This window comes from Limnohabitans sp., from assembly GCF_030158565.1.
In the GTDB taxonomy this organism is placed as follows: domain Bacteria; phylum Pseudomonadota; class Gammaproteobacteria; order Burkholderiales; family Burkholderiaceae_C; genus Limnohabitans_A.
Genome location: NZ_JAOASQ010000025.1, coordinates 1 through 13,373 on the forward strand (window position 1 = coordinate 1; position 13,373 = coordinate 13,373).

Sequence of the window (13,373 nt, forward strand, 5' to 3'; positions counted from 1 at the left end):
CAACCAGCCTAAATCACAGATTGATACAACAACAGCATCGTCCGCTTTTGGCCGAAAGCCGCCTCACCACGCTGAGAAAAAGCGTCAGGCCAACCGGTATGAACTTGTATGAAATCACCCCATACAAGCACCGAGGCACATGGCCACCCCTCTGCTGCGACACCACGGCTGGAAGGCACCCGAGACGTGCTGGACGTACTGACCTGCGGCATCGTCAGAACAGCAGCACGAGAGACCAAGCCGGAGCCCCTCATCCAGGCTCCAGCGACCCCGGCCGAACCCAGCCGAGAACTCCTGACCGAGAAAATGCTCGCCGATCGCTGGGTGTGCTCCGTCGCGCGCCTTCAGCGGTGGCGCACCGTTGGGGAGGGACCGCCGTACTTGAAGATCGTGGGGAAGGTTCTGTACCGGCTCAAGGACATTGAGGCCTACGAGGAAGCCAGCCTGGTCCGGAAGGTGTTCTAGGAGGGCTTTGGAAGGCCCCGAACGGATTGGAATTTGTTCGAACGACTTGGAATCAGTTCGAATGAATCTTGGCGGAGCAGAAATTCTAGCCCCACCAACCTGCTCAGGTCCGGATGCATCGTTTTTTGATGGCGCCGGGGATTCGAACCCGCAAATTCGGGGGCATGTTCATCCTTCATGCAGGCTTCCCCTTCAGGCCAGGGTCAACGAGCCTTCGATGTTCCCGCGAGCGGCATTCGATTTGGGACAGATCTAGTGAGCGGTATTCACTTCCCCCTTTGGGGCTTCGATCATGCCGAATTCTCTGTCACTGAACAGTACGAACTCTAGGAACTCCGTCACGTCAACCTGCTTAGGTTCGGATACATCTTTTTTGACAGGGTTGGACATTCGAACTTAACTACCGTACAAAGGCTGTATCGTGGCTCCCACGGATTTTCCGAGCCTTGCAGTAAGTGCTGCAATTGAAGGGATCATCCGCTCAGAGTAAACGCCAGCATGGCTGTTTCAGGTTGGTTACGGTCATTTGAGCCGTTGCATCCAGAAGACGGCGAACTGGGAAAAGCGAAAATTCCTTTGCCATTCGCCAATGACCGCCTCGCATCTGAAGTCAACGTTTGACCCCACCTGAACGATGAGGCATCTTCAACGCCAGCCTCGCTCAATGCGCAGGCAGCCGCCACCTCCTCAAGCACGCGGCGACTTTCCCTCGAACTTCAATACCAAGCTTCCGGCCAGCAAGGTCAATACAAAAAGACAACCGAGGTACGGCATCACGCTTTGCAGGGGGGCACCCATCTGATTCAGACGCAACGCTGCCTGGACTCCCGCCGTTGTGGGAATCAACCAACGCAGGTATTGCAACGCGGTAGGCAATGCCTCTGACGGCCATGAAAATCCTGCAAGAAATACCAAAGGCAGCGTGGAGAAAAGAATCACTTGGAGGACCCGTTCGCGATCTCGGCACCACAGGCCCACCAATGAGCCCAGCGTGACGATGGCGGACAAGTACAGGACCAAGAAGACTAGGGATCCAGCAACGTTTCCTGCGCGCGGGTAGCCATAGAGCCAAAAAATCCATCCAAAATAAAACAGCCCAGACACCAATCCCGGCACGAGAAATGCCAGCCAGCGTCCAATCCAGACCATAGGACTTGCTTGAACTGCACGTTGCTCGACCCAGGTCGCCACCAACATCCCCACTCCCATCAGAAGGGTCTGATGCATGATCAGCAGGGCGACGGCAGGAACGATGAAGCTGCCGTAACCCTCTGTGGCGTTGAACAAGGCAATGGCTTGAAAATCCACCGGCGTACGAGTCTCACTGGCCTGACGAGGACTTTGACCCTTTGCCTCTCGCTGTCGGATTTCAATACCCGCCGATGCTGCACCTACGGCTTCCGCTAACCCGTACTGCACCGCCTTGCTGATGATGGGGTAGGCGCCGTTCGACACGATCGTCACCAAAGCTGGCATCCCCCTGGCGACGTTTGCCTTCAGGGTGTCTGGGAGAAGCAGGTAGCCTTCAATCTCGCCGCGACTCATGGCGGCCTGCGCGGCGCGCTCATCAGACGCTACGGCTTTGACCTCGATCCGTGGGTTGGCAAGTGCTAGGCGTTGGATCGTCCGTGACAGAGCCGAGTGATCCTGGTCGATGACCGCCACCGGCACTCGGGTCACGACCTCCGGACCGAAGAACCAAGGGTAGAAGAAAGCATAGAACAAGGGCGCTGCAAAAAGCAGCATCAATACGCCCTTGTCTCGCACAACATCGCGCAGCGTTGCGACGAACCCCGTCCTCAGGGTTCTTGAGTGGTGGAGGGTCATGTCAACGAGCTCCCCATGTCGATGGCTTGTTGCGAGCCTGGACCAAGCCCCACGCGGCCAGTGCGAGCAAACCCAGAGTGGCCAGCAGGAATGCCACAGGAGTCGCAGCACTCGCGCGGGCCGGCAAGCCCATCAGCAATTGCTCCGTCTGCAGCCGGATGTAGTGGGTGAACGGCATGGAAGTCGCCCATAGGCGAGCGCTGTCAGGCATTGCACTCAGTGGGAAGCTCATGCCACTGAATGCGAAGGCCGGGGCGGTTAGAAGTCCAGTCACGGACAACGCGGTCCGCAAAGACTTGGTCAGTGCGGCCACCGCAGCACCCGCGGCCAGAGACAGTGCCATGAGCAAAGCCAGGGCGAGGCAGATCCAGGCAAGATGCCCGGGGATGTCCCAGCCACGCCCGGCCGTGATGAACCAAAGCGCTCCGGTACCGATCCCCGTAAGCGTCATCCAGGGAATCGCCAGCTTGCCCAGCAGGGCGACCGCGACGGACCGCCCTCCCTCGTGTCCCAGCCACTGTCCTAGCGTCTTGTCCCTCAACTCTCGACCTACCGCCCAGGCACCAGCCGTCATTGCCAGAATGTGCAGGATGGCCGGGATCACGGCAGCAGTCAGGTACTTTTCGTAGTTACCGGACCCGTTGAACAGCACAATCGATTGAGTCTGGATCGGATTAAAGCTGGTCTTGGCCTGTTGGGGGGATTCACCTCGCTTGGTTCGAGCCGACACTTCGATACCGGCAGCCAAGGTCCCCACCACCGTGCGCACATCCCGCTGCAGCAGGCTCGAGTGCGTGGCAAACTGGGCGTTATGGCGCAGGGTGACTTCGGTCTTGACCCCGCGCTTGATGTCTCGCTCGAAGTCCCGGGGAATGTTGACCATCGCGTATACCCGCACGCTCCTGAGAGCGTTTTGGGCCGAGGATTCGCTGTCGAATTCGTCGACAACCTGAATGCCAGGCGAGGCGTCGAGCATGCGCACCAGTTGCCGCGACAGCCCGGAGTGGTCTTCATCTACCACGCCGACTGGCAGGTTCCTCGGGATGGCGCTGGAGAACATCCACACGACCAGCACCACGGCCAGCAAAGGCACCCACGTCACCATCGCCAGGTCCCAGGGGCTTTGGCCTAGGCGACGGGCTTCCCGCCTGGCGCTGTCGAAGAAGTGGTGCATGGTCAATTCAATCGACCAGAACGGACATGCCTGGGCGAACCCCCTCGATCACTTGGGACGGGCGGGCCCGGACCTCGAAGGTTTTGATGTCAAAGCCCTGATCGGAGCGCGTGGCACGCCAGGTGGCGAAATCGGGCATCACTGCTGCCCGGTACACCTTGAAGCGAACCTTGCGGCCTTTCAAGGCGGGCAAGGTGCCATCGAATTCCTTGCCGACGCCAAACTTATCGAGCTTGTCTTCGCGCACGTTGAGCACCACCCACTGATCTGCCATGTTGGCGACCGTGACCACAGGCACTCCTTGGGGCGAGATCTCGCCCACACGCCCCAGGACCTTGACCACTTCACCGGCCACCGGGCTCTTGAGCTCCGTCTCGGCCTTGGCCGCCTGAACTTCAGCCACGACGCCAGCCAATTGACGTGCCTGGGCGGCGGCAGCTTGCTTGTCTTCGGAACGTGCCCCGTCGCGCGCCATCTCATACTGGGCCTGCGCGGCCAAGGCCTGATCGCGGGCTGCCTTGAAATTAGCCTCAGCCTCGTCGCGCTTTTGTGCGGCGATCAAGCCGTCCCGGGCCAGTCCCTCAATCCGCTTGAACGATGCTTGTGATAGATCCGCCGCGGCCTGGGCGCGCTGCCAGTTCAGGCGGGCGATTTCCACCTCCTGGGGCCGGGCACCCTTTTGCACCTTGGCCGCCGTGGCCTGGGCAGCCTCCTGGGCTGCCGTGGCCTGCGCCAATTTGGCGGTCACCTCGGGACTGTCCAGGCGAATGAGCGGTGAGCCCACCGTGATGACATCCCCCTCCTTGACGAGGATGTCTGCGATGCGGGCGCTGACCTTGGAAGCGACATCGACTTCCTGCACCTCCATCTGTCCCTGGAAGGCCTCCGCGCCAGGCTGCTGGGCCTTCCACAGGCCCAGGCCGAGAACTGCCACTGCGCCGATAGTGACCAGTGTGACGGGTAGTTTCTTATTCATCTCATTGCGCTTTCAGATCGGCACGGGCCATGTAGCTGGTGAATTGATCGGACAGACCGGCCACTTCCAGGAGATCGGCGAGGGCCTTAACATAGTCATAAGCCGACTGTGCCTGCTCGGTCTTGGTTTTAGCCAGGTTCACCTCTGCGTCGATCAGTTCTAATGTGGAGTTCGTCCCCGCCTTCTGGCCCTTGGTCTTGAGTTGGAGGACTGCATCGGCCAATTCCAGACTTGGGGCCAGGGACAGGAATTGACGCCTGGTCTGGTCAACGGCCATCCACCGTTTCTCGACCAGCAGCGCGATGTCATTTCGGGCCTGCTTGTCCTGGCTGTCCGCCATCTCGATGAGCCGATGCGATGCTTCGCTCATCAAGGAGCGGTCCACCCCCCCCCACAGACGCCAGCTGACTCCCACGCCCACGACCCAGTTGGCTTGGTCCGAGGAGCGGAGCTGGCGTTGCCCGAAGGCAAATATCGTGGGCTTCTTGTGGGACTCTTCCAGGGCATGAATCTGCTCGGCCTCATGCCGCTTGGCGGCCACCTTGCCCAATCCTGGGTGTCGTTCCAGAGCAGCGTCGATGAAGTAGCCAAGCGGCTCAATGGGTGAACTGATCACGAAAAGAGGGCTCATGGCTTGAACCCGTTCACCGTTGCGGATGGTTCTGGCCAACGCGGTAGACGCCAACTCAGCGTCATCCCGAGCCTTTTGGGCGTTCCGCTTGGCTTCCTCCATCGCAGCGCGGGCCTGGAGTCGCTCGACCTGTGCGACAAGGCCCGCTTCAAGCATTCGCTGCGTCGCGGCGTCATGCTCCTGGACGGCTCGAAAGGCCGCCTCGCGCAACCCGGCCGCGCGCTCAGCCAACTGGGCTCCGAAATAACGCTGCGCGAATTCCGTAAACACCTCTTGCTGCGCCTGGCGTCCGTCCGCCCGGGCCTCTTCGGTCTTGGCTTCTAAGGCCTGCTTGATGGCGGTGGTGGCGCCGCCGGTGTAAAGGGGCAATACAGCCGAGACAGAAGAGGTGTTGCCGCTGCGCTGAGTGCTCAGGTCGACACTGTTCGGCAGTTGCGGCAGGCGTGACAGGCCTGCAGCCAAGGTAGGGGGTAGAGCAGCAATGGACGAACCGATGGTGTGCGTCAGCGGTGACAGATCGACCCCCTGCACCGCGCCTTGGAACCTGTAGGAGGCGGCGCCTACGGACACCACGGGGCCGCCCAGGTAGCGGGTAGCCTGCTCCTTCAACTGCGCGCTCTCGACCGACAAGCGAGTCATTGCCAGACGATCAGAATTGGCTTGGAGGCGCCGTGCGGCCTCTTCGAAGCTGAGCGCTTCAGCCCGTGTCAGCGCGGGAACGCAGGCCGCCGCAGTTATCAAGGCACACAGTGACAGTTTGGTGCGCAATCGATTTGGTTGATTCAACATGGCATTCTCTTTGTCGGTACCAATCGGTACCATAATCGAAATTCTAATCGGATTATTGGTACTGTCAAGTACCTAATGTGAGATACTTGCGCGATGAGTCGCCCCCAAATTCCCGACGACGAGCATCGCACCCGGTTGCTGGAGGGGATGGCGCGGGCGGTCACGGCTTGTGGGTATGCGGAGCTCACGACATCAGACATCGTGCGCGAAGCGAACGTGTCCAAAAGAACCTTTTACCAATTTTTCAAAGATAAGAGCGAATGTCTGATTGCGTTGTTCAATCACTCTGCGCAGAGGATTGAGGCCACATTACGTGCAAGCATCGACCCACAGGGTGACTGGAGTTCCCAGATCGATCGGACCATCCAGATCTATCTGGAAACGTTGGCCGCCAATCCTGTGCTGCTACGTACCTTGTTTGTGGAAATCCTAGCGCTCGGCGCCGCAGGCCTGAGTGCCAGACGCATCGCCATGGAAAAAATAGCTGCTGTGCTCCTGGAAGCCGCTGCCTATCAGCGCGAAAACCAGATCCCGCAATGGCTTTCCACCAGTCTGATTGGGGGGGTCAATGAGATGGTGTTGCAGCATATTGAGCAAGACCAGATTGCCTTGTTGCCCCAGCTAAGCGGAAATGCTGCCGCGTTCATGAAAAACACAATCCAAATATTCACCCATGAGGGTGCGCCAAGAGGGAGTAAGCCCCGAGGCACTGTACGAGCAAGGCGGTGACCTGATCCCAGCGACGCCCAAGCAGTTCGCAACTTTGGTCTACGCCGAGAGCCGCAAGTTTGGTGCGGAAATCGAGTACCCCCCTCGATTGATCCTTTCGATGCTCCGGGCTTCGCCGTGCATGTCCGGCCCAGCCTTGGCGCTCATTGCACATTCGAGCGCTGCCATACGCATGGTGAGGGATGGGTGAGCACGCAGACTCATGCTTGTGATCTGACCGCAGGGCCCAGACCGCTCACAGTGGTCGGTGGTCACAGCCTGTAACCGCCGTTTCGGCGCTCATGGATCTGGAGCGGGCATTCGGAAACATCACGACAGGTCTATTCGAGCTCGGTTGCAACTGCCAGCCACCTCACAGCGCCTGACAACTTCCTGTGAACTCGCTCCGTTTCGCACTGTGGGCCTCACGGGATGGAACCAGCACTTCAAGTGGCGCATGCCTGCAAGGCCGTTTCGGTCTGAAGCCGTGTCTGCTCGATTAAATATTCCAAAAATATCCGTGTCCGGTCGGGAATGAACTTGCGGCTTGGCAGCGCCGCATACAAGCTGACCCGCCCAGTGATCCAGGGCGAGAGCACCCGCTTCAAGGTGCCTTGCGTGAGGTAAGGCGCTGCGATCTCCATCGACAAGGACATGATGCCTGCCCCGTCGATCACGGCTCTGAGTGTTGAATCACAACGAAAACTGGGCCAAATTTGGGGAGAATCACACTGAAAACTGAGCCACGTTGACGGCTACGCTGCTGAATTTTTCAGCAAGGTGGTCAGGAGTGATCAACGTGAGCACATTGAGAAAATTGCGCCGCCTCGTGCTGAGGGATGGCGTATCGGTGCGGGAGGCCAGCCGGCGGCTGGGGATCTCGCGCAACACGGCCAGCAAGTGGTTATCTGAGCCCGAGATGCGGGAGCCGAAGTATCCGAAGCGGGTGAAGGTGGTGAGCGTCCTGGGGCCTTTTGAAGAGACCCTGGCCCGCTGGCTCAAGGCCGACCAGCACCGCAATAAGCGCGAGCGCCGCGGCATCAAGGCCATGTTCGAGGCCTTGCGCGCCATGGGCTACGGCGGCAGCCGTGGGCCGGTGTACCGCTTTGCCCAGCAGTGGCGCCTAGAGCAAGACCACAACGCCCGAGGGGCGGGGTTTGTGCCGTTGTCCTTTGAACTGGGTGAGGCGTTCCAGGCCTATGCGCACGAAGTGACCGCATTTTTCATGGACGAACTGATGCGCCACGGCGTGACCACCGCGCTGTGCTTCGCCACAGCTCACCCCGAGTCGGTCGATGTGTTCATGGCCGAGGCACAACAACGGCGCCTGCGCATGGTCACCGGCAAGGTGCTGCAAGACCGCCACAGCCCTGACGGCCTGCGCGACTCCGACACGGCCTTGAGCCTGCGCCAGACCGAAGACCTGATCCGCCGCTGGCACGGCGTGGACCGCCTGGGCTATGCCACCACGCCGCGCTTTGCGCCCACCAGCAGCCCTGAGCAGCTGCATGGCGCAGGCGAGATCGCGCAGCAGTTTCCCGATGTGTGGATCCAGTCGCACGTGGCGGAAAACCTCGACGAAATCCGCTGGGTGAAAGAACTGTTCCCCGAAGCGCGCAGTTATCTGGACGTGTACGACCGCGCAGGCCTGCTGCGGCAACGCTCGGTTTATGCGCACTGCATCTACCTCGATGAAGCCGACCGTTGCCGCATGGCCGAAGTGGGTGCCACCGCCGCCGTGAGTCCCACCAGCAACCTGTTTCTGGGTAGCGGCTTTTTTGACTACACCGCCTCGGACGCGGCTAGCTTGCGCTATGGCCTGGCCAGCGATGTGGGCGGCGGCACCAGCTTCAGCCCTTTCCACACCATGCACGCGGCCTACACCGTCGCAAGGCAAAGTGTGGGGCATCCTGGCATCAGCCTCGCGCCCGAACACCTGTGGTGGCAACACACGGCAGGTGCCGCCGCCGCGCTGGACCTGGACGGCAAAGTGGGCAACCTGCTGCCCGGCTGCGAAGCCGACTTCGTGGTGCTCAACCCGAAAGCCACGCCCCTGCTGGCCCGGCGCACCGCACAAACCGAGACTCTGGCCGAATGGCTGTTCGCCATGATCGTGCTGGGCGATGAGCGCTTGATTGCGCACACGGTGGTTCAAGGACAACTCAGCCACAGCGACATGGCTCAAAACCATTGAGTGCACATGGCGCAAAAAAAGCGGCGTCATCGACGCCGCTGAAAATGGGCCGGATAGGGCCATGCTCAGGCCATGCCCGGAGCCATCACCCCGATGGACAGGCTGGCCGTGTGGTGACTCATCAGATGTTGCGGTTGTAACGCTGTGGGTACAACTGGTTCAACTTCAGGCCAGTTTCACCATCCGCCATGATGTTGCCGGTGCGGAGGGCTTCGACCAACTCGGCCTTCACTTGCTCGCGGGTCTTGCCCTGAGCAGCAGACTTGGCGGGGTACAGGCCAGGGTTCACTTCATTGGCTTTTTGATGGGTTTCACCGTTGACGACGAAGTCGCCGGTGCGCAGGGCTTCGGCCAGTTCAGCTTTCACCTGTTCGCGGGTCTTGCCCTGAGCGGCCGACTTGGCGGGGTACAGGCCTGGGTTCAATTCATTGGCTTTTTGATGGGTTTCACTGTTGACGACAAAGTCGCCCGTGCGAATGGCTTCGGCCAGTTCAGCTTTGACTTGCTCACGGGTTTTGGCTGCAGATGCGTCGGCAGCCATGGCGTTTCCAGCAGCCAAGGCAGCAACAGCGAGGGTGATGGCGGAGAAATAAGAGCGGTTCATGATCAGGTTTCCTTGAAAGTTTGAAAAACGGTCTGCCTGTCGGATTGACGGGGCTTTGACCTGATCGGTGAAGCGTTGGTTGAAAGCGCTGCATCGATGGGTTGAACTGTAAAATTTCCGAATCAATAGAAAAACAATCAAAAACACATTGAGTTATTTCTAAATTAGAAACAATCAAGGGCTTGAAATCCCGTTTTGGAGTGCTTCATGGACCGTTTGTTGTCGATGCGCGTGTTTGAGCGCGTGGTGAATGAGGGGGGATTTGCCGCCGCTGCCCGTGCGCTGGACATGTCAGCGCCGGTGGTCACGCGCCTGGTGGCCGATCTGGAAGACCACCTGGGCACGCGCTTGCTGCAGCGCTCGACCCGCCGCCTGTCGCTGACCGAGGCGGGTCAACAGTACCTGGACCGTGTGCGCAGCATCCTGCAGGACATTGACGAAGCCGATGCGGTGGTCAGTGCGCAGACCACCGAGCTGGCGGGCCTGCTGCGCCTGCATGCGCCACCGGTGCTGGCGACTTATGTGGTTGCGCCTTTGCTGGCGGAGTTTCGCAGGCGTTATCCCAAAATCCTGATCGAGCTGGAGGTGGAAACCTTGCGGGAGCCACCGATTGAGGACTTCGACATCACCTTGCTGGGCACCGATGAGAGCTTTAACGGCGATGTGATTGCGCGCAAAGTGCTGGAGTCCGAAGCCATTTTGGTGGCCTCGCCCGAGTACCTGCGCCAACGCGGCGCGCCGCAGCAACCACAGGACCTGATGCAGCACGATTGCCTGCGCCTGAAAATGCCCCACATGCGGCCTCGCATGTGGCAAATGTGGTGCCCCGACAACCCAACGCAGCCCATCGAGATCGACATCCAGCCGGTGCTGCTGGTCAACCACACCGACAGCCTGTTGCGCGCGGCGCTCGATGGCGCGGGCATCACCTCGGTGGCAATGGACATGGTGGCACCGTATCTGACACGCGGTGAGCTGGTGCGCGTGCTGGCACCGTGGATCACGGGTCGGCTGAGCATGTACGCGGCCGTGCCCACACGCAAATTCATGCCGCAACGCACCCGCGTTTTTCTGGACTTTCTGATCGAGGAGACACGTTTGCAGACGGCCAAGGCTTTGCAGGCTTGCGCCACTTGCTGAAGCTGCGCCCTCTCGGTTGGACTCCAGCCGACAACTGACCGCACAAAGGCGCGATGTTGTCGCTCAAAAACTCGCCTGCAACTGACCGACAATAAGGCATGACCGAAGGCAAGGAACACCCCATCGTCGACCCCAACCAGTCCCAGCGCGAAGCCGTGCGCCGGGGCATTGCGCAATTTCAGCAGCGCCTGCAGGCCGCCGGCCACGATCCTAGGTCATGGGTGGCTCACCAAGTGAGCTAGGGGGATCTCTTGGAGCCTGTGATGCAAACCAATGAAATGCTGCCGTCGGATTCGCTCAACCAGCGATTTGGTCGAGAGACAGTCAAAGTCTCAACTCAGGGTGCATGCAAACAGTGGCAAATGAAACAAGAGCGCAAATCGCCGCACTACACAACGGACTGGTACTCAATTCCCGTTGTTTGAGCAAACTGTTCGTTTGCTGAATAAATGCCTAGAGGGAATAATTTCTACCAATGAGAGAACGGCCGGTCATAAGGGCTGAGACTTTTAGAGATTTGACCCACCCCCTAGGTGTATGTGTCGAGAGGGTTTCGCCGCTGTCGCCAACCATCGCCGTTGAGGAAATTTATTTGCGAGGAAAGGGGAAAGGAAATGGCAGCAACCTTCGCCGCCATTTTCTTTCCTATAGGGTGGCGAAACTACTTTACCAATTCTTGTCAACCTCACCAGGTTCGTTATTGAACTGAACACACTGGCGTTCCTTTGGTTCAAAGTACGCGCCGGATTTGCCGCGAGTGCTGTGATATGCAACAAATCCCTCGTCAAGGAGTGACATGAAGCATGCACGCATTTCCGCACGTGTGAAGCCAAATTGGGAGGCTGAATTTTCAAGATCAGCTTTGCTATAACTAACCCCAATGGCATGGCCGTTCTTGATGTGACAAAGCAATTTTTCTAATTTCAACCGATGCAATTCTTCAGTTGTAATGGGCGCCACTTTTTCATGTGAGAAAAAATACCCTTTACGACGAACATAGATCGCTGGTTGGCGTGGACAGTAACTTAACTTAGCCAGATGCATGACCAAGCCGCTCTCATCTTCCATCAATGGCGAGCCTGTTTGCTTGAGCCATTCGTCATGATCCAGCGGATTCATCACAACAACCATACGACTACCATCAGCCAACGCACTGCCACCACGCCCAGAATATTGGTCTGATGTCTTGTCACGAGCATTGGCTTTCCCGGAGTGATGAATACCTTCAATACAGCAGTCGAGTTCGATGCGAAAGACGCGGAAGGCATTGATCAAACCTTGCTCAGCATCATTAACGCGACTTTCGCCCACCCCAAAAGAAACCAATGGGTCAAAAATGATCCAGTCAGGAGCAAAGTCTTTCAGCCTCTGAATCATGGAGAAAATATTCTCAGCATGAGGTTCAACAACATCCGATTCGATGCACGATAAGCGGAAGCTACTGCCTGATAAATCCAAGATGCGAATGTTAGCCAAGACTTGCGCAATTTCAGTGTGATCCAGGAGCATGCCTTCCATGATGTGGCGCATCCTAGCAACCAGAATGTCACGACTGTCCTCATGAGTCACGATCACAGTCTTGACTGGTGCCGATGGTGTCCTGCCCCAGAGTTCCTGTCCTAAGGATAAGACAACTGCTTCAAACAGGGCCACAGTCGTCTTGCCCGTGCCACCTGCACTGATACGCATGCGAACGTCTGCGTAAAGAAGGTTCGGGAGAATGACCCTGGGAGCCAGTTTTGCCCTGTTCAATTCATCAAGACTGATGGGTGTCAAGTCGAGATTCGGCATGGGCTGCCCCATCCTCAATTGGTCATTAGGCACCTCAATACCAGCCGAACGAAGTTTCTCCTTGGCCATCCTCATTGCTTTTGCGCTGTCATTCTTCGCCATCAAAACACTGAATGCTGAGTATGCGTCGTGTGCACCGCCGCCGCCTCCACCGGTGTAAAGAGGATCGTTCGAGGACATGGTATGTACACGGTTGTCCTTGATGCTGGCTGAGTAACTGCCCGAGTCAGAAGCAGGGTGCTTGAACGTCATGCCCTTTTGGTCGTAGCCAGCACCGATTAAGATTTCCTCGAGCGGAAAGCGCTGGTTGAAAAGTTGAACCAGCGGTGGAGGGGGCGACCCGACCAGCCAAGCATCATCGTTTGCAGGCAAAGAAACTGTTGCTTGAAGTACGTTGAGCTCATACTTCCAAACATCGGTTGGGTCAAAACGCTTCCCATTACGGGAAGATCGCGTGTCATAGAAGTTGCCCCTATTAGGCAGATTGCAAATCTGCGACAAACGTTGTGACGCGCGATCGGGCTCGAAGCCTGCGGCACTCAGTTTGTCGTTCAACAAGCTTTGCGCCAAGATCCAAATAGATGGAGTCATTGGGGCTTCGAGCGGGATGAGGATCCTGCAACGCTGAAGATCGGCGGTTGCAGATTTCGTGGTGTAAATCTCAAAATCTGAGTCACCAATTGCCGACCTCAGAAAATCCCCCAATTTCTCGATAGGTTGATTGTTCTTATCAAGATCTGCCCAAAGAGCGAAAAATGCACCATCTTGCCGTTGGTCCGTGGAATTGCGCGACATGAGTGTTGATGGAATCACCCACTGGGCTTTGTGTTTCTCGCAATCGTCAGGTGTGTCAATCATGGCAGTGATATGGCTCCAAGAGACTTGCTCGTATGGCTTGAGCAACTTGTTTGGATTTTGTGGATCAGATTCATTCGTATGAAACGAACCAAACCCAGAAACGAACTTGACGTCATCGTTCGAGTTGACGGTCTTGTGGTTGGCGAAGTTCATTACTGCACCGGTAATCATCCCCTTTTGCAAGGGTCTCAGAAGTAGAAACGCTACGCAGCCATG

Annotated in this window: 13 protein-coding genes; 6 read left to right on the forward strand and 7 right to left on the reverse strand. The window is 58.0% G+C overall.

Annotated features, from left to right (window positions below):
- Positions 1-108: 108 nt before the first annotated feature.
- Complete coding sequence (locus Q1W40_RS04960) at positions 109-465, forward strand: hypothetical protein (protein WP_228768227.1); 357 nt, start codon at positions 109-111, stop codon at positions 463-465.
- 687 nt (positions 466-1,152) lie between these two features.
- Here Q1W40_RS04960 and Q1W40_RS04965 read toward each other — a convergent pair.
- Genes Q1W40_RS04965 through Q1W40_RS04980 form a run of 4 tightly spaced genes read right to left on the reverse strand, consistent with a single transcriptional unit; the run spans position 1,153 to position 5,862 of the window.
- Positions 1,153-2,292: an ABC transporter permease gene (locus Q1W40_RS04965; protein WP_090142670.1), complete on the reverse strand. Its 1,140-nt coding sequence runs from the start codon at positions 2,290-2,292 to the stop codon at positions 1,153-1,155.
- Position 2,293: 1 nt separating this feature from the next.
- Positions 2,294-3,466, reverse strand: coding sequence for an ABC transporter permease (locus Q1W40_RS04970; protein WP_090142671.1), 1,173 nt, complete (start codon positions 3,464-3,466; stop codon positions 2,294-2,296).
- Positions 3,467-3,473: 7 nt separating this feature from the next.
- A complete protein-coding gene (locus tag Q1W40_RS04975; protein WP_300709515.1) occupies positions 3,474-4,442 on the reverse strand; it encodes an efflux RND transporter periplasmic adaptor subunit in 969 nt (322 codons plus the stop codon).
- Position 4,443: 1 nt separating this feature from the next.
- On the reverse strand, positions 4,444-5,862 hold the full coding sequence (locus Q1W40_RS04980) for a TolC family protein (protein ID WP_090142683.1): 1,419 nt from the start codon (positions 5,860-5,862) through the stop codon (positions 4,444-4,446).
- Positions 5,863-5,955: 93 nt separating this feature from the next.
- Here Q1W40_RS04980 and Q1W40_RS04985 point away from each other — a divergent pair, with 93 nt between their 5' ends.
- Positions 5,956-6,591, forward strand: coding sequence for a TetR/AcrR family transcriptional regulator (locus tag Q1W40_RS04985; RefSeq protein ID WP_090142673.1), 636 nt, complete (start codon positions 5,956-5,958; stop codon positions 6,589-6,591).
- Between the two features lie 425 nt (positions 6,592-7,016).
- Here Q1W40_RS04985 and Q1W40_RS04990 read toward each other — a convergent pair whose 3' ends face one another.
- Positions 7,017-7,247: a hypothetical protein gene (locus tag Q1W40_RS04990; protein WP_090142674.1), complete on the reverse strand. Its 231-nt coding sequence runs from the start codon at positions 7,245-7,247 to the stop codon at positions 7,017-7,019.
- A 122-nt stretch (positions 7,248-7,369) separates the two neighbouring features.
- Here Q1W40_RS04990 and guaD point away from each other — a divergent pair, with 122 nt between their 5' ends.
- Positions 7,370-8,764 (forward strand): guanine deaminase, encoded by a 1,395-nt coding sequence (gene guaD / locus Q1W40_RS04995; protein WP_300709521.1) that lies wholly within the window; start codon positions 7,370-7,372, stop codon positions 8,762-8,764.
- A 121-nt stretch (positions 8,765-8,885) separates the two neighbouring features.
- On the opposite strand, the gene Q1W40_RS05000 is transcribed toward guaD, so the two are convergent.
- Positions 8,886-9,368: a DUF4148 domain-containing protein gene (locus tag Q1W40_RS05000; protein ID WP_108311825.1), complete on the reverse strand. Its 483-nt coding sequence runs from the start codon at positions 9,366-9,368 to the stop codon at positions 8,886-8,888.
- Positions 9,369-9,575: 207 nt separating this feature from the next.
- Between Q1W40_RS05000 and Q1W40_RS05005 the strand changes: the two genes are divergently transcribed.
- From Q1W40_RS05005 to Q1W40_RS05015, 3 genes are all read left to right on the forward strand, one after another.
- Positions 9,576-10,508 (forward strand): LysR family transcriptional regulator, encoded by a 933-nt coding sequence (locus Q1W40_RS05005; protein WP_300709525.1) that lies wholly within the window; start codon positions 9,576-9,578, stop codon positions 10,506-10,508.
- A 98-nt stretch (positions 10,509-10,606) separates the two neighbouring features.
- Positions 10,607-10,750, forward strand: coding sequence for a hypothetical protein (locus Q1W40_RS05010; protein WP_300709527.1), 144 nt, complete (start codon positions 10,607-10,609; stop codon positions 10,748-10,750).
- 21 nt (positions 10,751-10,771) lie between these two features.
- A complete protein-coding gene (locus Q1W40_RS05015) occupies positions 10,772-10,933 on the forward strand; it encodes a DUF4113 domain-containing protein (RefSeq protein WP_300709529.1) in 162 nt (53 codons plus the stop codon).
- A gap of 241 nt (positions 10,934-11,174) precedes the next feature.
- On the opposite strand, the gene Q1W40_RS05020 is transcribed toward Q1W40_RS05015, so the two are convergent.
- Positions 11,175-13,373: AAA family ATPase (locus Q1W40_RS05020; RefSeq protein ID WP_300709531.1), on the reverse strand; the 2,199-nt coding region annotated here is incomplete at its 5' end.